The sequence below is a fragment of the Nocardioides sp. NPDC101246 genome (assembly GCF_044767415.1).
In the GTDB taxonomy this organism is placed as follows: domain Bacteria; phylum Actinomycetota; class Actinomycetes; order Propionibacteriales; family Nocardioidaceae; genus Nocardioides.
In genome coordinates, this window is the sequence record NZ_JBIWNX010000013.1 from 131,600 (window position 1) to 150,176 (window position 18,577).

General features: G+C 68.4%; 18 protein-coding genes and 4 tRNA genes. 7 read left to right on the forward strand and 15 right to left on the reverse strand.

Translation table 11 applies throughout. From position 1 onward, the window contains the following. Positions 1-17 precede the first annotated feature (17 nt). Positions 18-1,151 (forward strand): hypothetical protein, encoded by a 1,134-nt coding sequence (locus ACIRON_RS22915; protein WP_402995787.1) that lies wholly within the window; start codon positions 18-20, stop codon positions 1,149-1,151. A 5-nt stretch (positions 1,152-1,156) separates the two neighbouring features. On the opposite strand, the gene ACIRON_RS22920 is transcribed toward ACIRON_RS22915, so the two are convergent. From ACIRON_RS22920 to ACIRON_RS22935, 4 genes are all read right to left on the reverse strand, one after another. After that, complete coding sequence (locus ACIRON_RS22920) at positions 1,157-1,303, reverse strand: hypothetical protein (RefSeq protein ID WP_008360628.1); 147 nt, start codon at positions 1,301-1,303, stop codon at positions 1,157-1,159. 244 nt (positions 1,304-1,547) lie between these two features. Then, entirely contained in the window at positions 1,548-1,751 is a 204-nt protein-coding gene (locus tag ACIRON_RS22925; protein WP_045548871.1) for a cold-shock protein, read from the reverse strand. 367 nt (positions 1,752-2,118) lie between these two features. Then, positions 2,119-2,194: transfer RNA gene (locus tag ACIRON_RS22930), tRNA-Lys, on the reverse strand. Positions 2,195-2,225: 31 nt separating this feature from the next. Next, a complete protein-coding gene (locus tag ACIRON_RS22935; protein WP_402995789.1) occupies positions 2,226-3,101 on the reverse strand; it encodes a helix-turn-helix domain-containing protein in 876 nt (291 codons plus the stop codon). Positions 3,102-3,245: 144 nt separating this feature from the next. Between ACIRON_RS22935 and ACIRON_RS22940 the strand changes: the two genes are divergently transcribed. Then, positions 3,246-3,947, forward strand: coding sequence for a TetR/AcrR family transcriptional regulator (locus ACIRON_RS22940; protein WP_402995791.1), 702 nt, complete (start codon positions 3,246-3,248; stop codon positions 3,945-3,947). Here the strand turns inward: ACIRON_RS22940 and ACIRON_RS22945 are convergent. Continuing rightward, positions 3,923-4,396 (reverse strand): MarR family winged helix-turn-helix transcriptional regulator, encoded by a 474-nt coding sequence (locus tag ACIRON_RS22945; RefSeq protein ID WP_402995793.1) that lies wholly within the window; start codon positions 4,394-4,396, stop codon positions 3,923-3,925. The two genes, ACIRON_RS22940 and ACIRON_RS22945, sit on opposite strands and share 25 nt — an antisense overlap. Positions 4,397-4,479: 83 nt before the next feature. Here ACIRON_RS22945 and ACIRON_RS22950 point away from each other — a divergent pair, with 83 nt between their 5' ends. After that, a complete protein-coding gene (locus tag ACIRON_RS22950; RefSeq protein ID WP_402995794.1) occupies positions 4,480-5,952 on the forward strand; it encodes an MFS transporter in 1,473 nt (490 codons plus the stop codon). Between the two features lie 78 nt (positions 5,953-6,030). Here the strand turns inward: ACIRON_RS22950 and ACIRON_RS22955 are convergent, their stop codons facing one another. The 4 genes from ACIRON_RS22955 to ACIRON_RS22970 all read right to left on the reverse strand — a co-directional run bounded on the left by ACIRON_RS22955 (position 6,031) and on the right by ACIRON_RS22970 (position 12,831). Next, entirely contained in the window at positions 6,031-7,863 is a 1,833-nt protein-coding gene (locus ACIRON_RS22955; protein WP_402995796.1) for a bifunctional metallophosphatase/5'-nucleotidase, read from the reverse strand. Between the two features lie 136 nt (positions 7,864-7,999). Then, positions 8,000-9,319 (reverse strand): M20 family metallopeptidase, encoded by a 1,320-nt coding sequence (locus tag ACIRON_RS22960; protein WP_402995798.1) that lies wholly within the window; start codon positions 9,317-9,319, stop codon positions 8,000-8,002. A 104-nt stretch (positions 9,320-9,423) separates the two neighbouring features. After that, positions 9,424-11,232: a serine hydrolase gene (locus tag ACIRON_RS22965; protein ID WP_402995799.1), complete on the reverse strand. Its 1,809-nt coding sequence runs from the start codon at positions 11,230-11,232 to the stop codon at positions 9,424-9,426. A gap of 123 nt (positions 11,233-11,355) precedes the next feature. Then, complete coding sequence (locus tag ACIRON_RS22970) at positions 11,356-12,831, reverse strand: amidase (RefSeq protein ID WP_402995801.1); 1,476 nt, start codon at positions 12,829-12,831, stop codon at positions 11,356-11,358. A gap of 81 nt (positions 12,832-12,912) precedes the next feature. On the opposite strand from ACIRON_RS22970, the gene ACIRON_RS22975 reads away from it, so the two are divergent. Then, the gene (locus ACIRON_RS22975; protein ID WP_402995803.1) at positions 12,913-13,365 is read left to right on the forward strand and encodes a DUF4440 domain-containing protein; all 453 of its coding nucleotides are present in this window, start codon (positions 12,913-12,915) and stop codon (positions 13,363-13,365) included. On the opposite strand, the gene mgrA is transcribed toward ACIRON_RS22975, so the two are convergent. The 6 genes from mgrA to ACIRON_RS23005 form a co-directional block, all read right to left on the reverse strand. Continuing rightward, complete coding sequence (gene mgrA / locus ACIRON_RS22980) at positions 13,344-14,402, reverse strand: L-glyceraldehyde 3-phosphate reductase (RefSeq protein ID WP_091045807.1); 1,059 nt, start codon at positions 14,400-14,402, stop codon at positions 13,344-13,346. The genes ACIRON_RS22975 and mgrA overlap by 22 nt on opposite strands. Continuing rightward, positions 14,399-14,809 carry a DoxX family protein gene (locus tag ACIRON_RS22985; protein ID WP_402995806.1) on the reverse strand — a complete coding sequence of 137 codons (411 nt, stop codon included), beginning with the start codon at positions 14,807-14,809 and terminating at the stop codon, positions 14,399-14,401. The genes mgrA and ACIRON_RS22985 overlap by 4 nt, the downstream gene beginning before the upstream one ends. 55 nt (positions 14,810-14,864) lie before the next feature. Continuing rightward, positions 14,865-16,124 (reverse strand): type II toxin-antitoxin system HipA family toxin, encoded by a 1,260-nt coding sequence (locus ACIRON_RS22990; protein WP_402995808.1) that lies wholly within the window; start codon positions 16,122-16,124, stop codon positions 14,865-14,867. Further along, positions 16,117-16,356, reverse strand: coding sequence for a multiprotein-bridging factor 1 family protein (locus ACIRON_RS22995; RefSeq protein ID WP_402995810.1), 240 nt, complete (start codon positions 16,354-16,356; stop codon positions 16,117-16,119). Before ACIRON_RS22995 ends, ACIRON_RS22990 begins: the two co-directional genes overlap by 8 nt. 244 nt (positions 16,357-16,600) lie before the next feature. Further along, positions 16,601-17,221, reverse strand: a complete 621-nt coding sequence (locus ACIRON_RS23000) for a class I SAM-dependent methyltransferase (protein ID WP_402995812.1) — start codon at positions 17,219-17,221, stop codon at positions 16,601-16,603. Further along, positions 17,214-18,059, reverse strand: coding sequence for an LLM class flavin-dependent oxidoreductase (locus ACIRON_RS23005; RefSeq protein WP_402995814.1), 846 nt, complete (start codon positions 18,057-18,059; stop codon positions 17,214-17,216). Before ACIRON_RS23005 ends, ACIRON_RS23000 begins: the two co-directional genes overlap by 8 nt. Positions 18,060-18,325: 266 nt before the next feature. Between ACIRON_RS23005 and ACIRON_RS23010 the strand changes: the two genes are divergently transcribed. The 3 genes from ACIRON_RS23010 (at position 18,326) to ACIRON_RS23020 (ending at position 18,560) form a co-directional block, all read left to right on the forward strand. Continuing rightward, a tRNA-Trp gene (locus ACIRON_RS23010) sits at positions 18,326-18,397 on the forward strand. Positions 18,398-18,419: 22 nt separating this feature from the next. Continuing rightward, positions 18,420-18,485, forward strand: a tRNA-Met gene (locus ACIRON_RS23015). Positions 18,486-18,487: 2 nt separating this feature from the next. Then, a tRNA-Arg gene (locus tag ACIRON_RS23020) sits at positions 18,488-18,560 on the forward strand. Positions 18,561-18,577 lie beyond the last annotated feature (17 nt).

The following is an 18,577-nucleotide window of genomic DNA, read 5'->3' on the forward strand; positions in this document are numbered from 1 at the left end:
GTCTAAGGTTCGTCGCAATGCTCAGCACCCCCCAGCTTCTCGGTCGCCCCAGGATGTGGGCCGACCGGTCATCCCGAGTCGTACGCGCCCACCCCTTGTTGACCATCGCGGTGGGCGTCGTCGTCGTTGCGCTCGTCATCTTCCTCGCTCGCGCGTGGGCGACCCGTGGCGGCGACCTCGACGAGGCGCTGCGGCTGGCCCCCGCCGAGGCGACGCGGGTCTCCTTCACCGACTGGACGGGCATCCGCGAGAGCGTCGGCGCCGACCTCGATGCCGACTCCACCCCGGAGGAGGTCCACGAGATGATCGACGCCGCCTATACGAAGGACCTCACCTCGACCTCGGTGCTTCCCGACGCCTCCGGCCTGCTGCAGCAGCACTTCGGCTGGTCACCGGCGACCCTCGACTGGGAGCTCTACACCCAGTCGACCGAGGGAGCGCTCATGGTCGGACACCTCGCGGACATGGACGCCGATCACCTCGTCGAGCAGCTCACCTCGATGGGGTTCACCGCCCCCGAGGACGACCCCGCCGACGGCGGCGTCTGGGACGGCACCCTGGTCCCCTTCTCCGACTTCACCGACTCCGGGATCGACTCGACGATCAGCCCGAAGCTCACCTACATCGCCTTTCTGCCCGAGCACGACCTCATCCTGGCCTCGGACGGCCGGCGCTACCTGAGCGACCAGGTCGAGAGCCTCGGCGACGGGGACCTGCACGAGCCGATGACCGACGCCGCCGACCGGCTCGGCGACCCTCTCTCGGCGTTCATCTACGACGGTGACTTCACCTGCACCGAGATCGGGCTGGGCGGTGCCTCGGCCGCCGACCAGGACCAGGCCGACGGTCTCGTCGACGCCGCCGGCGACATCAACCCGATCGCGGGCTTCGCCATGGCGGCAGAGCCGAACGGGGACGTACGCGTCGCCATGTCGTTCGAGAACGACGACCAGGCGCGTACGAACGCCGACACCCGGGCCAAGCTCGCCGTCGGTCCGGCGCCGGGCCAGGGCGGCACCTTCGACGAGCGGTTCGAGCTCGGGAAGGTCGCAGCCGAGGACGAGGTCGTCACCATGCAGCTGCGGCCGAAGGACGGCGCGCCCGTGCTCTCCGACCTCGCGAACGGGCCGCTGCTCTTCGCGACCTGCTGACGTCTTTAGGGGATGATCCCGAGGATGCGGTCGATCTCGTCCTGGGAGAGGTGATCCTCGGACTCGCTGGCGGCGACGATGAGGTTGGTCGTGAGCTCGACCTCGAGGAGCAGCTCGGGATCTTCCAGCGTCACATCGAACTGATCAGCCACGCCCGCCACCTCCTCAGGTCACGCTCGAAAAGACTCGTCTTCACATCATCGCCCAGTCTCGGGGTATCTGCGCGCTGATCCACCAAGAACCATCAAAAGTTGTCACATCAAGCGTGACACAGAAGCCTGAGAGGGCTCCAATCAGACCACGAGGCCCCAGCCGAACGGCTGGGGCCTCGTTGCAGATGATCATTGTCGGCAGGTGCCGAACCCGAGATCGCCTTAGCTACTCATTGAGCTTGTTTCAGAGAGGACGAACGTTCTCCGCCTGCGGGCCCTTCGGACCCTGGGTGACGTCGAACTCGACCTTCTGGTTCTCGTCCAGCGACTTGTAGCCGTTGGTCTGGATCGCAGAGTAGTGAACGAAGACGTCGTCGCCGCCGTCCTCCTGCGCAATGAAGCCGAAACCCTTCTCGGCGTTGAACCACTTAACGGTGCCCTGAGCCATCTGCTCGTTACTCCTTAGTCGGGGCGAGAGGTCACCAGGTTCGGTAACCCCGCATCAGGGGCGGGTGACACGTCGCTCCGACCTGTGTTCCCGGACCGGGGTCCGGGCGGGCACAGAGCAGAAACGCCGTTGGATCACAAACTCCGCAGGCGTCAGACCTTCTGGAACTTGCACCTGTTGCGGGAGTGACACTAGCAACTCACGCGCCTGAGCGAACCCCCCTTGACCGATCGTTTTACGCGCGAACCGGTGAAGGTTGCCCAACAGAGCCGTGAAACGGCCGCCCAGCGGGACGTACGCCCCCGGGTTTCGGAGCGCTTCCGGAGAGCAGAAGACCCCCGCCCGAAGTCGGGCGGGGGTCTTGTTCTGGTAGGCCGTGTCGGTCTCGAACCGACGACCCATGGATTAAAAGTCCACTGCTCTACCAACTGAGCTAACGGCCCGCCGGGAGTCTACCGGAGCAGCAGCCGCGTCCTATTCGAGGTCGCCCGGCCGCGTCGACGACCTTCCGCGCTCGCTGATGATCCGGGCGCATCGCTCGGCCGCCGCCTCGCCCGTCAGCGCATGCTCGAGCAGGAGCTGCGTCCAGCGCTCGTAGCGGGCGACCTCGACCGGGTCCGCGATCTCGAGGTCGCCGGCGCTCGTCTCGAGGGTGACGATCCGGTCGCGCTGGTCCCAGCCGTGCTGGACCAGGACAGGGAAGCTCTCGAAGGGAACGATCCCGATCCTCGCCTGGGTGGTGGTCGCCAGATTGGCGATGTGATCGATCTGGGCATGCATGATCTCGGGCGAGCCCACCAGGTGGTGGAGGGCGGCCTCGCCGACCAGGATGGTGATCGTCCGGCCGGGCTCGTAGAGGATCGCCGAGCGACGCAACCGCGCCGCGATCACGTGGGAGACCTCTTCGGCAACGCCGTCTCGGTCACGCGAACCACCCGCCAACGCCAACAGGGCACGCGCGTAGCCGGGGGTCTGCAACAGCTCGGGGACGCTGTGCGGCTGGTAGCTGGTCAGGACCTTGGCAGCCACCTCGGTCGCTGCGTACGCATCCTGGTGTTGCTCCGCATCGCCGCCGGCCGGATGAGCGTCACGGAACGCGGCATGCTCCTGGTCGGCGCGGGCGCGCAGCGCGAGCAGCATCTCCCGGTCGGCACCCACCGCGGCCGCCCAGGCACGGACCTCGGCCTCGGAGACCGATTGTCGACCCGACTCGATCTTCGACACCTTGGGCTGGGACCAGCCCGAGCCCAGCGCATCCGCCAGACCGGCCCCGGTCAGGCCGGCGGCACGGCGGGCTTCCCGGAGCGCCTCGGTCAGTGCTTCACGGGCTCGACGGTTGGGGCGGGGCACGGCGACATCCTCCTTCTACGGATCGGAACCACCATCGTGCCCGATGGGCATACCTGACGTCCAGATGCACATCATGATTGGCAGGATCAAAATATTATGCTCCAATGGATGCGGGGTCGACGTCGACAGGAAGGCAGGGCCTCGATGAGCATCCGACGAACCCACCCCGGACGACCGCGCCTCGTCCCCTCGGACGCGGCTGCCCCACCGCGCGAGCAGGTGCTTCATGCCGCGGCGCAGCTGTTCGTGACCAAGGGTTTCGCGGCCACCTCGACGCGGGAGATCGCCGACCGGGTCGGGATCAGGCAGGCGTCGCTCTACTACCACTTCACCAGCAAGGACGAGATCCTCGCCGAGCTCCTGGAGCGCTCCGTCCGCCCCACCGTCGATCGGGTCGACCAGATCGAGCAGCTGACCGCGTCCACGAGTCCCGAGGAAGCGCTCTACCTGCTGGCCCTCGTCGACATCCACACGCTCGCCGAAGCGCCGGACAACATCGGCATGCTGGCCACTCATCCTGACGTGACCAGCAGCGACGCCTTCGATGCCTTTCGCAGTGTTCGCGCCGAGCTCGCCGAGGCCTACGGGCGGATCGCCACCCGGGCCGCAGCGCCCGGCGTCGCCGAAGCAGCCGAGCAGGGCCATCTCGGCGAGATGCTCATGCATCTGGTCGAGGTCACCACGAGCCTCCGCGGCAGCGGCATGCCGATCGACGACGCGACCGCCGCCGCCATCGCCTCGACCTGCTTACGTGCCTGCGGGATCCCCGAGGTACGTATCGCCTCGGCAGCCTCGGTCGCCACACCCCTCCTGGGCGATCGTCATTCCCGTACGGCCTCACCGTAGACACCCACGAAGCGCTCGAGCAGCTCGAGGAACTTCTCGGACTCCTCCCCCAGAGCCGCCAGCCCGTCCGCATAGGCTCCCAGCGCCCGCGCCGAGGCTGCCTCATAGACCGCGAGCCCCTCCTCGGTCGGCTCGATCAATCGGGCCGAACGCCCCTGCTCGGCGAACCTCCGCAGATGGCCGGCGGAGAGAGCGGCGTTCACCTGCCGATTCACGGTCGACTGCTCGAGGTTGAGCCCGTCGGCGATCTCGCGGAGCGTACGCGGCCGGCCGTCGGAGAGGAACCAGAGCAGGCGTCCGTCGGCCTGGTTGAGCGCACTGCGGTCCTCGGCGAGACGGCGGTGCACCTCGAGTCGCCCGACCAGGGAAGCCAGACGGCGATCGGCGGTCAGCTCCGAGCTGATCTTCCTGAAGAGCGGGTCCTCGGCAGAGGGCGTTGTGGACGGCATCACATCTCCAGGCATTGTCGTTCTGACCTCATGATGTGTAGCATACATACGTCAATATGTAGATTACACATCAGAGGTGTGTCTTGAGTTCCTCCCCGTCCACCACCCGCGAGCCGGCCATGCGCTCGACCGGTGGCGCCGTGGCCGTCATCATGGTGCTCTGCTTCGGCAGCCTCTGCGCCGCGCTGATGCAGTCACTGGTCATCCCGATCCAGAGCGAGCTCCCCGAGCTGCTCTCCACCACGCCCAGCACCGCGTCCTGGGTGCTGACCGCCACCCTGCTCGGCGGCGGTGTGGCGATGCCCGTCACCGGCCGCCTCGCGGACCTCTACGGCAAGAAGCCCGTGCTGGTGATCTCCGGCATCGTGCTGGTCGTCGGCTCCGTCATCGTCGCGCTCTCCGATGCCGTCGGCCCCGTCCTGGTCGGCCGCGTCCTCCAGGGCATGGCGATGGGCTACATCCCGGTCGCGATCAGCCTCGTCCGCGAGATCGCCCCCGAGCACCTGCGCAACACCGCGGTCGCCGGCGTCAGCGCCACCCTCGGCGTCGGCGGCGCACTCGGCCTGCCGCTGGCCGCCTGGATCGCCCAGGACTTCGACTGGCACACCCTCTTCTGGGTCTCCGCGACCCTGGCCGCCATCGTCACCCTGCTGACCACGGCCGTCGTCCCGCACGTTCGCGACGCGCACCCCGGTCGCCTCGACATCATCGGCGCGCTCGGGCTCGCGGCCGGCCTCGTCGGCGTGCTGGTCGGCGTCTCCAAGGGCAACGACTGGGGCTGGGACCAGCCCGAGACCCTCGGCATGATCATCGGTGGCATCGTGATCCTGCTGCTCTGGGGCTGGTTCGAGCTGCGCCACGACGACCCGCTCGTCGACCTCCGCACCACCGCACGCAAGCCGGTGCTGCTCACCAACATCGCCGCCGTCCTCATCGGCTTCGGCATGATGGCGCAGTCGATCGTGGTCCCGCAGCTCCTGCAGATGCCAGAGGCCACCGGCTACGGCCTGGGCCAGACCATCCTCCAGGCAGGCCTGTGGATGGCACCGGCCGGTCTGATGATGATGCTCTTCACCCCGGTCTCCTCCCGCCTGCTCACCCGCATCGGCGGACGCGGCACGATGGCGATCGGCGCGGTGGTCCTGGCCGCCGGCTACGTCGTCGCGGTCTTCCTGATGGACGCGCCCTGGCAGCTCATGCTCGCCTCCTGCGTCGCCTCGGCAGGCGTCGGGATCGGGTACGCCGCGATGCCCACGCTCATCCTGGGCAACGTCCCGGCCGCCGAGGCCGCCGCGAGCGTCGGGCTGAACAGCCTGATGCGCTCGATCGGGACGACGGTCGCCGGTGCTGTGATGGCCATCGTGCTGACCAGCCGGACCATCGTCCTCGCTCCGGGCGCACCCGAGATCCCGACCGCCGGCGCGTTCCAGCTCTGCTTCGTGATCGGGGCGCTGGCAGCCGGAGTCGGTGCTCTGATCGTGCTCCTCATCCCCAGGTCGCGGCCGGAGGCGGCCGACGACTCAGCGGACGACGCGGTGCTCGCCGGATCGCACTGACTCGACAGCACGCCGATACCACAGCGGGCCCGACCAGCTCAGAGCTGGTCGGGCCCGCTGCGTACGAACGGATCTTCGTCAGTGCGTCCCGGTGATGCGGTCGAGCGGGCCCGGGGTGTAGGGCGAGTTGGCCTCCAGGTAGGCGGAGAAGGCATCGATGTCGAGGCCGCCGTAGTAGGGGTCGGTGCCCTTGGTGAAGGCCGCGAACGCGTCGCCGCCGCCCTGCAGGAAGTTGTTGGTCACGACCCGGTAGGACGCGGCCTTGTCGATCGGCTGACCGTTGAGCGTGACCGAACCGTCGACGGGACCCGAGGGGCTGATCTGGTAGGAGAAGCCCTCCGACACCTGCAGGATCTTGTGGGACGCGGCGTTGGCGCCGGTGACCTGCTGGGTGAGCAGGTCGTAGATGTCCTGGCCGGTCATGGTCAGCGAGACCATGAAGTTGTTGAACGGCTGGACCGTGAACGCCTCGTCGTAGGTGACGTCACCGACGGCCTCACCGTAGGGCGAGTTGGCCGCGGTCAGGTCGGCGCGGATGCCGCCCGGGTTCATGAACGCGATCACCGGCGTCTGCCCGTTGACGACCGTCGACTGGTCGGCGAGCTGGGCGTCGGCGATGAGGTCACCGAGGGCGCTCTCGCCGGAGGCGTTGGCGGTGCGGGTGATGTCACCGGAGATCGAACCGAGCACCCGGGAGGCGATCGGGGTGACCAGCTCCTTGTAGGTGTTGATCAGCGTGGTCTGCTCCGGGGCCTTGGCCACGTCGCGGGTGACCAGCAGGTTGGACCCCTTGACCGAGGAGCGCACGATGTCGCGCTTCTTGAGGTCGTACTTCAGGTTGGTCTCGGTGTAGAGCCGACCGAAGGACGAGGCCGAGGTGACCAGGCGGGACTTGCCGTTGGGGTCGGGTACGTCGCAGACGTAGGGGTTGTGGGTGTGGCCGGTGACCAGCATGTCGATCTCGGGGTCGAGGTTCTCGGCGATCGGCACGATGGGCGAGCCCGCGACCAGCTCGCCGCCGCCTTCGCAGGTGTAGTCGTACCTGGCGTTGACGTCGTAGACCTTGCCGGTGGCCGGGTCGGTCCACTTCTCCCTCGGCAGGTTGGCGCCCTCGTGGATCAGGGTGACGATCGCCTTGACGCCCTTGCTCTTCAGCTTGGGCACGAGCGCGTTCGCCGTCTCGACCTCGTCCTTGAAGGTGAGGCCCTTGACCCCCTCGGCGGTGACGATGTCGGGAGTGCCCTCCAGGGTCATGCCGATGAAGCCGATCTTGACTCCGTCGACCTCCTTGATGGCGTACGACGGCAGGATCGTCTTGCCGCTCGCGTCCTCGACCACGTTGGAGGCGAGGATGTCGAAGTCGGCGCCGTCGTACTCGTGGGCGGCGCAAGAGTTCTGGTTGTCCTCGCCGTCACCGTCGTCGATGCAGCCACCCTTGGCGATGCGCTGCAGCTCTTTGTAGCCCTCGTCGAACTCGTGGTTGCCGACCGAGGTCACGTCCAGGCCGAGCTTGTTGAGCGCCTCGATGGACGGCTCGTCGTGGAAGGCGGCCGAGAGCAGCGGCGAAGCGCCGATCAGGTCACCGGCGGCGACGGTCAGCGAGCGCTTGTGACCCTTGCGGGCCTCGGCCAGGTGGGAGGCGAGGTATTCCACGCCACCGACGTTGACGGTCTCGTCGACCGGCGCACCGGTGGCCGGGTCGATGTGGTGACCGGTGACCAGACGCCCGCTCGAACCCGACGGCGCCTCGAGGTTGCCGTGGAAGTCGTTGAACGAGAGCAGCTGGACATCGACCAGATGCTTGCCCGGCTTGGCGGATGCGGTCCCGACCGGGGTGGCGACTGCGGCGGCCGCGAGAGCGACGGCGGCAACGGCCACGACGGGTCGAAGCTTTCGGGTGTTACGAGGCATTGCTGGCTCCCCATCTCAGTGATCGACGAAGGGAACGATGCCCCTTCGGGTGCTGATTGGGAAGTGGTAACCGGATTACCGCCGCCGAATCGTCACCAACCGTTGATCAGCAGCATATTTCGCTTCGGGCTCCGCTTCAGCCAAAAAATTCGGTAACGTCCACCGCCCCGCCGGCCTCCTCGAACTCGTCGCGGACCGTCTCCCGCAGCTTCGCGTCGGAGAGATAGTCGGCAGCCACCCCGGCGAGACCGTAGGCGGCATCGACGAGCACCTCGTCGGCGTACGGCGTGACCGCGGCAGCGGCGAACTCGCGGCTGTGCAGCGACACATCGGGCTCGGCGATCTTGACCATCGCGTGCAGGCCGGGGACCCGGAAGGAGACGTTGCCGAAGTCGGTGGACCCGGCGAGCAGGTCCGGGACCACGCCGGGCGCGAGGACGGTGTGGTTGCGCTCCTGGTAGCGGCGGTTCCACGCCTGCGCCAGCCCGCTGTTGTTGCGGATCGGCAGGTAGACCGGTGACTCGTCCCAGCTGAACTCGACACCGCAGCCCGTCATCAGCGCCGCACCCATCGCCATCTCCTCCAGCCGCTGGGAGAGGATCTTGAGGGTCTCGGGGTAGGCGGAGCGTACGTAGAACTGGATCGAGGCGTGCTCCGGGATCACGTTGGGGCGCAGACCGCCGTCGGTGATGATCGCGTGCACCCGGTCGGTCGGCGGCATCTGCTGCCGGTTGAGCGCGACGCCGGTGTAGAGCAGGTTGGCCGCGTCCAGGGCGTTGCGCCCCATGAACGGCTGGATGGAGGCGTGCGCCGGCACCCCGACGTACGTCACCTTCAGCTGCCTGCGACCGAGGAAGACCGGCTCCGAGCTGTCGTAGGTGAACGGGTGGACCATGATCGCCGCGTCGACGCCGTCGAAGGCGCCCTTCTGCGCCATCAGCTCCTTGCCGCCACCGCCCTCCTCGGCGGGCGTGCCGAGCCAGATCACGCGGCCACCGAGGCGGTCGATCACGCTCGCGATGGCCAGAAACGCGCCCACGCCGACGGTGGCGATCAGGTTGTGGCCGCAGCCGTGGCCGATGCCGGGGAGCGCGTCGTACTCGGAGAGCACGGCGATCGTCGGACCCTCCTTGGTGCCGCCGGCCGACGCGTAGAGGGCGGTCGGGAGGCCGTAGGCGCCGCGGGCCACCTCGATGCCGTGAGCCTCGACGAACTCGGCCAGCCCGGCCGAGCTCCGGTGCTCCTCGAAGCCGGTCTCGGGGTGCTCGGCGAGGTCGTGGGAGACCGCGACCAGCTCGGGGCCCAGGTCCACGAGCTTGTCGCGGATCGCATCCAGGATCCCCCGCGGCGCGCCCGCCGAGCTCGACTCGGCCGCCTTCATGATGAGCGCCTTGGCGTCGGTCTCGTCGCGGAGCTGGTTGACCAGGAACGGGTTCGGCTGCTGCGGCTGGCTCATGCCACCGCCTCGGTATAGGAAAGCAAAGAATACCGAAACAGCGGCCTGAGGCCTATGGTCACTCGCTGGCGCTCGCTCATGGCGCCGAGGCTATCGGTGATGTGTCACCGATCGCTGAGGGCCCAGCCGTCGGTGACGATACGTGCCTCGTCGGCGGGTCGGGAGGAGTCGAACAACGTACGTCGCCCCTGGTTGATCACGATGCCGTCGAGGTGGATCCCGCGCCCCTGGGAGGACGAGTCGGTCTCGTAGGTCCACCGCACCGCGGTCGTGCCGTCCGGGAGCTCGGCGCGTCCGCACAGCCACCGGCGACCGCCGTACCCGTTGACCGCCTCGCTGGTCTCCCAGCTCCAGTCGCCACCCTCGAGCGTCCAGGGCAGCGGGCTGAAGGTGGTGCCGTCGGTGGAGTACTGCAGCCGGCCGAAGTCGAAGCGCGGCTCGGTGTCGAAGCGATAGTCGAAGCGGAGCCTCGCGCCGTCGGTGGCCGCGAGCGGCACGTCGAGCGTGGCCTTCTTCGCGTTCGTGCGCCCGGAGAACCATGACGTACGTCCCCTCGCCGGCCTCACGGCCGAGGCCATCCCGAGCGCATCCGAGACGGCGCGACGGGAAGGGTTGTTGCTGCCCCAGTCGCGGCTGGGGTGGACGCGGTTGGTCATCAGCACGACGAGCTGGTGACCGATCGGGTCCATCACGATGCTGGTGCCGGTGTAGCCGGTGTGACCGAAGGAGACCGGGGACCAGATCGGGCCGTGGTACCAGGTCGTGGCGAGCTCCCAGCCGAGGCCACGGGAGCTGCCGGGGAACTGGGCGCCGGTGTAGTCGCGCAGGCTCAGCCTGACGGTGTCCTCCTCCAGGATCCTGGTGCCGTTGTAGACGCCGCCGTTGAGGAACATCTGGCCGAACCTGGCCATGTCGGCCGCGGTCGAGAAGACGCCCGCATGACCGGCCACGCCGCCGAGCGCCCAGGCGTTCTCGTCGTGCACCTCGCCACGGATCATCGGGCGGCCGGCCCACGGCTGGTACTCGGTGGCGGCGACGCGGTCGAGGCGGTCGGCGGGCGGGTTGTACATGGTGTCGCGCATCCCGAGCGGTGCGGTGATGTGGTCGCGGACGTAGACGTCGAGCTTCTTCCCCGAGAGCCGCTCGACCAGCAGCCCGAGAGTGATCAGGTTGATGTCGGAGTAGCGGTAGACCTGCTCGGGTGCGTGCGTCGGGGTCGTGTCCATGATCGCCGCGACCCGCTCCTCATAGGTGTCGTAGCCCGCCCACAGCGACGGCGACGGGCCGGCGAGCAGACCGGAGACATGGGTGAGGAGGTGACGTACGAGGATCGCGTCCTTGCCGTGCGGCGCGAACTCGGGCAGGTAGGTGACCACCGGCGCCTCGAGGTCGATGCTGTCCTGCTCCATCAGCCGGAGGATCGCGGTCGTGGTGAAGAGCTTCGACATCGAGGCGATGTCCCACATCGTGTCCAGCCCGGCCGCGACCTGCTGCTCGGCCGGGAGCTCGACGACGGCGGTGCCGTCGAGGCCGTACCTGAGCGCCTTGCCCACGCTCTCGTGGGCGACGATGACGCCGTCCTTGACCGCGATCGCGGTAGCCCCTGCGTACAGGGGGTGGGCGGGATTCTCCGTCGTCGGCGCGAGGAACCGGGTCAGCTCGGTGCGGATCCTCGCGATCGGCGCCGGGTCGAGGCCGACCTGGCGCGCGTGGCCGGGCCGCAGGACGGTGCGCGGGGTGAAGGTCAGCTCCTCCGGCGTGATCGTCGGTGGCCCACCGGCCAGCGAGGCGAGCGTCCTGGTCGCCTTGGTCGGGTCCTCCGGGGTCGAGGCCACCGCTGCACCACCGAGGAGAGTCATCGCGACTCCGCTCAGGGTGCCGCCGAGAAGCGTGCGCCGAGAGGTCATGAGCATGTCCGGAGACGGTGTCATACCCCGATACTGCCGCTCCGACGGGAGGTTCGTGCGGGAAAGGAAATTTTCTTTCACGGCGCCGGTATCGGGTCCGGCGTCAGGTCCCGTCTCAGAGCGCCGGCCTCAGAGAGTTGGGCCGGCCTCCGCCCACGGCTTCGCCTGCTCCAGCTGGGCGGCGACCTGCAGCAGCAGGCCGTCGTCACCGAGCTGCCCGGAGAGCTGGATGCCCAGCGGCAGTCCGGCTGCGGTCCGGTAGGTCGGAACCGAGATCGCCGGGCGCCCGGTGATGTTGGCGAGCTGGGTGTAGGGCACCCAGCCGAGGTTCTCGTCGACCAGCTGGTCGATCATCCCGGTCGCGCGCATGACCCGCCCGCCGTGCACCTTGTGCAGCACCCGTGCCGCGGTCTGGAGCGCCTTGGGCGTGGTCAGCTGCCCGACCTTCAGCGGCGGCTTCGCCAGCGTCGGCGTCAGCAGCAGGTCGTACGTCTCGTGGAACGCGCTCAGGCGGCGTACGTGGTTGCGGCGGTTGATGTGCGCGAGCTCGACGGCGACGACTCCCCCGGCCCGGCCGAGTTCGGCCACGGCCAGGGTGTCGGCCTCGAAGTCCTTGTTGGTGGCCCCCACCCGGAGCTTGGCCTCGGCGACCTCGGCGGCGGCCGAGGCGAACCAGATGGTGAGGAAGTCGCGGCCGAGCTCGGCGGCGTCATAGGGCGCCTCGACCTCCTCGACCTCGTGGCCGAGCGCTTCGAGAGCCTTGGCCGCATCCTCGACGGCCGCGATCGCCTCCGGGTCGGGGGCGGTGATCGAGGACGTCGAGGTGAACCCGATGCGGAGCTTGCGGGGCGCGGCCGCGATGTCCTCCGAGAAGGACGCGCCGGGATGCGGCGCGTGGATCATCGCCATCGGCCGGTCACCGATGAGGGCGTCGTAGAGGCCGGCCGCGTCACGTACCGTGCGGGTCACCACGCCCTGGACGACGAAGCCGTTGGAGGCATCCAGGCTCTGCGGACCCAGCGGCAGCAGCCCGCGGGTGGTCTTCAGCCCGACCAGGCCGTTGCAGGCCGCCGGGATCCGGATCGACCCGCCGCCGTCGTTGGCGCCGGCGGCCGGGACGATCCCGGCGGCCACCGCGGCCCCGGAGCCACCCGAGGAGCCGCCGGGCGTGTGGTCGGTGTTCCACGGGTTGCGCGCGGCGCCGAACAGCTCCGGTTCGGTGATCCCCTTCGACCCGAACTCCGGGGTGTTCGTCTTGCCGAAGATCACCAGACCGGCGTCCAGGGCGCTCTGGGTGAAGTAGGAGTGCTCCTCGGCAACATCGTTGACGAGCGACCGGGAGCCGTAGGTCGTCGGGTGTCCCCGATACTCCTGCGCCAGGTCCTTGACCAGGAACGGCACCCCGCCGAACGGCCCGCTCGGGCCGTCGCCGGCGACCTGGTCGTCGGCCTCGGGGATGTCCGCGACGATCGCGTTGATCCGCGGGTTGACCGCCTCCGCCCGCTCCCGCGCCGCGGCCAGGACCTCGGCCGCGGTCACCTCCTTGGCAGCGACCAGCTGAGCCAGCCCGGTGGCGTCGTACGTCAGATACTCATCGACCCGCATGAGCGCAGGCTAGGGCATGTCTGGCAATCCGCGCCCCGAAATGACGTGCCGTTGCCGAGGTGTGTGGCTATCTTTCCGGCCATGGCCACCACCGGTGAGAACGCCGCAGCGACGTCGGACGAGACCGCGGTCGAGGAGCTGGTGCGCGCCTTCTTCTCGGCCTTCACCGCAGGACCGGAGGTGGCGGCCCGCCTGGACGACCTGCGCCGGATCATGATTCCCGGCGCGACCGTGGTTCGCACGTGCGGGCTGCCGGTCGAGGTCTACGACATCGAGTCCTTCATCGCCCCGCGTCTCGCGCTCCTCACCAGCGGTGAGATCGAGGAGTTCGAGGAATGGCCGGAGCCCGGTCGTATCGACGTCTTCGGCGACATCGCCCACTGGTGGGGCGCCTACGGCAAGCGCTGGCTCACCGCAGGCGAGGTCCACACCGGCAGGGGGATGAAGACGATGTCGTTCGTACGCACCGACGACGGCTGGCGGATCAGCTCGGCGGCCTGGGACGACGAGCGTCAGTTGAAGATCTCGCGGTAGTCCCCCTCGACCCGGTCGCGCTTCCACAGGTCGATGCCGGTGGAAGCGGCGTACTCGTCGATCCTGGCCAGCTCCTCGGTGGTGAGCTCGGGACCGGAGAGCGCACCGAGGCAGTCGGTGACCTGCTCCGGACGGGAGGCGCCGATGACGACCGAGGTCATCCGCGGATCACGCAGCGCCCAGGCGAGCGCCATCTGGGCGAGGGTCTGGCCACGGTCGGCGGCGAGGGCGTTGAGCGACTCGATGCCGGCGAGCGTCTCGGGCGTGAGCGCATCCGGGGTGAGGAACCGCGCCTTGGCGGCACGTGAGTCCTCGGGGACGCTGCCGCCGAGGTACTTGTTCGTCAGCAGACCCTGTGCCAGCGGCGAGAACGAGATCGCACCGGCCCCGACCTCGTCGAGCGTGTCCAGCAGCCCGTCGGTCTCGAGCCAGCGGTTGAGGACGGAGTAGGAGGGCTGGTGGATCAGCAGCGGCGTACCGAGGTCGCGCAGGATCGCCGCCGCCTCGCGGGTCAGCGCCGAGGAGTAGGAGCTCAACCCGACGTAGAGCGCCTTCCCGGAGCGCACGATCTGGTCGAGGGCGCCCATCGTCTCCTCCAGCGGCGTGCTGGGGTCGGGACGGTGGTGGTAGTAGATGTCGACGTAGTCGAGCCCCATCCGCTTCAGCGACTGGTCGAGGCTGGAGATCAGGTACTTCCGCGAGCCGCCGATCTTCCCGTACGGCCCCGGCCACATGTCCCAGCCGGCCTTGGTCGAGATCACCAGCTCGTCGCGCAGCCCGGCGAAGTCGCCGCGCAGGTGGCGGCCGAAGTTCTCCTCAGCCGAGCCGTAGGGAGGGCCGTAGTTGTTGGCCAGGTCGAAGTGGGTGATCCCCGCGTCGAAAGCCGTACGCAGGATCGCCCGCTGCCGTTCGAACGCCAGGTCGTCACCGAAGTTGTGCCACAGCCCGAGGCTGACGGCGGGCAGATCCAGGCCGCTGTGCCCGGTCCGCCGATACTGCATCGAGTCGTAGCGATCCTCTGCCGGGGCGTACGTCATGCGTCGGTCCTCTTTCCGGCGCGCAGCGCCACCTTGATCATCGGCCATTGCAACGGCAACCGTGCGACGGTGCCCGCGAAGAATCCGGCCGACTTCGCGGTCCGCTTCCGGTTGGCCCGCTTCCCCGCGTCGACGCTCATCTGCACGTTGGCCGGGAAGACCCCGACCAGCAGCGCAGCACTCGCCAGCCCCGCGATCCTGCGGGTCCGCGGGTGCAGCAGGCCCAGCCCACACACGATCTCCGCGATCCCGGAGACCTCGACCACCTTGCGCGGCTCCGGCAGCGCCGGCGGCACGATCGGCTCGAAGACCTGCGGCCTCACCAGATGCAGGGTCCCTGACCCCAGGAACAACGCAGCCAGACCGACCAGCGGCAGGTCAAGCGAAGAAGAAGACTCTTTGCTCACGGGATGACTCTGCCACGCTCCCCCAACCCGGGAGTCACGGAGTCACCCAGTGGCCTCAGGACTCCCGCGATCTGCTCAGCTCCGCTCCCGCTGAGCGCCCGGCCCGCAGATTGGCGGTGAAGGTTCGAACGTCGTCGACCAGACCCGGATATGCACCAACGGCGGGAGTCTCGGCCGCGATGATCTCGGCAATGTCCGCCAGAACACCATCGACCAGTTCCTCCGCATCACGGAGGCGCCACGAGGCGACCTCGGCGACGAGGTTGCCGCGAGTGATTGCCGCATGCTGATAGACCCCGTCAACCGCGAGCGCCAGTTCGCCGTCGTTCGGCAGATGCCGCTGTGGGACCACGTCGTAGGAGGGAGCGATCTCGACCGAGCCGTCCGGGTGATGCAGAAGCGAGATGTTCTTCGCGTGCATGTCCAGGTTTCCGATGGCCGCCGCCAGCACGGTCATCCGGGCCAGCTTCCGCAGGGAGGCGGAGTCACCGAGCGCACTGAACTCGCCGGCGATCTGCTTCAGCGAGACCTTGCCCCCGTACTTCTGATACTTCTGATCTCCTCGAGCACCCAGGACCTGGTTGAAGTCCTCCTGGTGCACTCGACTCGGAACACCATCGACCGCATCGCCTCGGTCATATCGCTCGATCACGAGCGCCGGCACGCCCGCAAACTCCTCGATGAACGTGTCGTACGTCGTCAGTCCCAAGGCCTGCGCGAACCGAGCGCCGTACTCCTCTTCGTAGATCATCGACGGGAAGTCAGTGGTGACCGGCTTGAGGATGTGCGTGGACGGGTACCCGTCCAGCGCTCGGTGCCAGCCGTCCTCGTTGCGCACCAGAACGATCTTGTCCTGAACCCCGGCGAGCGACGTCTTTCCGCCAGTCGGCTTGTTGGCTAGCGGGAAGGAACTCACCTCGCTGAGAAGGTCCGCGACACCTTGCTCACCGACCGGTTCGAGCTTCGGGGTCCGCGGCTCGCCGGGAACGTCCGGGTCCCAGATCTGCAGCGCCCCCGCGACGTCTCGCCCATAGGCCCGCAGCAGTCCGATCACATCGCGCTCACTGACATCGGCCATCGCCGCGAGCCTCGACCGCATCCGACCTTCGGGAAGCATCTCGGCGAAGAAGTTCTGCCGTCGCTGCTTGCGCCCGCGCGGCGCGACCGGAGCCAGCGGAAGGGCCAGCGACAGGATCGTGCTGTCCAGGCCGTAGGTCTCCACCGCGTCGGTAGAGGCGACGAAGTCGTACGTCGTGCTCGACCCGGCCAACCGACCGATCGGCTTGCCGTAGAGCTCGACGACGAGTTCACTCATCGTCGCTCCCCGGATCGATGGTCGCGGTCAGCTCGGTCCCGGTCTCCCGCATGAGCGCGAAGAGGCGCTCGACGAAGATCGACGGCTTGCCCGCCTCGATCTCCCAGATGTAGCGCTGCGTCGTCCCGATCCTCGCCGCGAGCTCGCGCTGACTCCACCCGTTCAGCAGTCGCGCCTGCTGAAGGATCCGCCCGAGGGACTCCGGGCTGGTGACCTTTCCGGTGTACGACATGAGCACCTCCTACGACTACGATAACGTATTCATCGTCAGCGACTACGAAAAAGTAGTCATCTAGTTTGACTCCCTATTCGTAGTCACTGCGGATGGTCGCGCACCCGGCCGCTCGCAACTTCCGCACACATGTGCCGAAGTTGCAGCCTCAGCCGCCGACCGGGCGGTCATTTCCGTGCATGTGCATGGAAGCGACGGACCGATCTACGAGCGGGAACGCAACACCGGCTTTCCTCGCGCGCCGTCAAGCGATGCGTACGCGCGCCCATTGGTAGTGGACGTTCTCCTCGCCGGCGCCGAACAGGCCGAAGTCCGTCGCCTCGAAGGCATCGACCACACCGATCTCGCCGAGCAGACGTTGCAGGTCGTCATCGGGTCGGTGCCGGAAGTACCGGCCGTGCCGGTCGACCCACTCGCTGTCCTCATCGCGACCCCATACACCGATCTCGAGGACGCCGCCGGGCCGAACGACTCGCCCGAGCTCGGCCAGTGCCAGCGACATCCCGTCGCCGTCGAGATGCATCAGGGTGCTCATCGTCCACGCCGCGTCGAAGCTGTCCGCGGCGAACGGCAGGGCGGTCGCTGAGGCGACCTGCGCACCGAGTCCGGCCGCCCGGCAGACCTCCACGCCGACCGCCGAGAGGTCCACGCCCGTGTACGCCAGCCCCGCCTCGACGAGGACCAACCCGTCGCGGCCGGCACCGCAGCCGACCTCGACCACGCTACGTACGCCCTCTCGCCGGCACAGCTTCGCGAACTCCTCGACCCGACGCCGACGTCCCTCGGTCAGTGGCCGATCCGCCCGCGCTCGCAGCTCCTCGTCGTAGTAGGCACGGTGAACCGCGTCGACCACGGACTCAGCCATGGCGCGGTGGGCCCTGGCGGACCTTCTCGAGCAATGTCTCGGGGGTCGTGGTCTCCGGATCCCACCACGACTCGATCCACCAGGTCGCGCCGGCCTCGGCGCGAGCGCGCGCCAGTTCGGCGTCCTGCTCACGATCGCCGGAGAGCTGCCCCGGGGTCACGACCTCGAACGGCTTGCCCGGCTCCTCAGCGTGGTCGCCCAACCACGTCGCCAGCGCCGCGATCTCGGCCGGCCCTGGCTCCTCCATCGAGCTGTGGATCTGGGCGACGATGCCGTCCCAGCGCAGCGTACGTCGCAGGTTCTTGACCGGGGGACGCTCGGCGTCCCACACCCCGACCGGCCAGACCGGGATGCGGCCGTTCACCGGCGGCTCCGGGAAGACCATCTCGCCGACATGGATGTGCTTCCCGTCGAAGGTGAACGGGTCACCGCTCCACGACTGCTCCAGAAAACCGAGCACGTCGTCGAGCAGCTCGGCCCGCTCCCTGAGCCCGGTCAGCTGCCCATCGACCGAGGTGTAGCCCTGGTCGTCCAGCACCCCGACCCCCACCGGCAGCACCAGCCGCCCGCCGGAGAGATGGTCGACCGTCAGCGCCCGTTGCGCGAACTCCCACGGCCGATGTCGCGGCACCGCGAAGACCATCGCCCCGAGCATGATCCGCTCGGTGACCGCCGCCACCGACGCAAGCACGGCGAACGGGTCCCAGGTCGGCCCGAACGACCCCATGCTGATCGCGTCCCAGGTGAAGAACCCGTCCCAGCCGTGCGCCTCCGCCTCCCGGGCGAGCGCGACGTGCTGAGCCGGCGTACCAAAGCTTCCGACGAACCCGAACTTCATGGCTCTCACGCTAGACGCGACCACCGACATCGCTGCACGACCATTCTTGCTGGATCTCGCCGAATAACCATTGGCAACGGCTGCGGGCGGAGCTCTACCGTTGTCTCCGTGCCCGGCGCCCGGCCGGACCTGCGAGAGGAGAGGCCGTGAGACCCGACATGCACGTCGACGCTGCGCATCCCTCCGTCTCGCGCCGCTGGCGACGATCGCACTGACGTCGCAGCCCTCCCGTCAGCACGGGAGGTGGCGACTTCGTACGCCTCTATTCGGGTGAGCCAGCGGATAGGCGACCGGTTTCCAACTCCGGCCGAATGTGGGTTCGACTCCCACCGCCCGGGCTGTGCAACTGCCTATATCGACGCGGGTGTCCGGCGACGCCGTGGGCCTCATAAGCCCGGTGGCCCTGGTTCGACTCCAGGCCCCGCAACGCCCTCGTGGTCCAACGGATCACGACGCCGGTCTACGAAACCGGAGATGGAGGTTCGACTCCTCCCGAGGGCACGAACCTCTCACTCAGA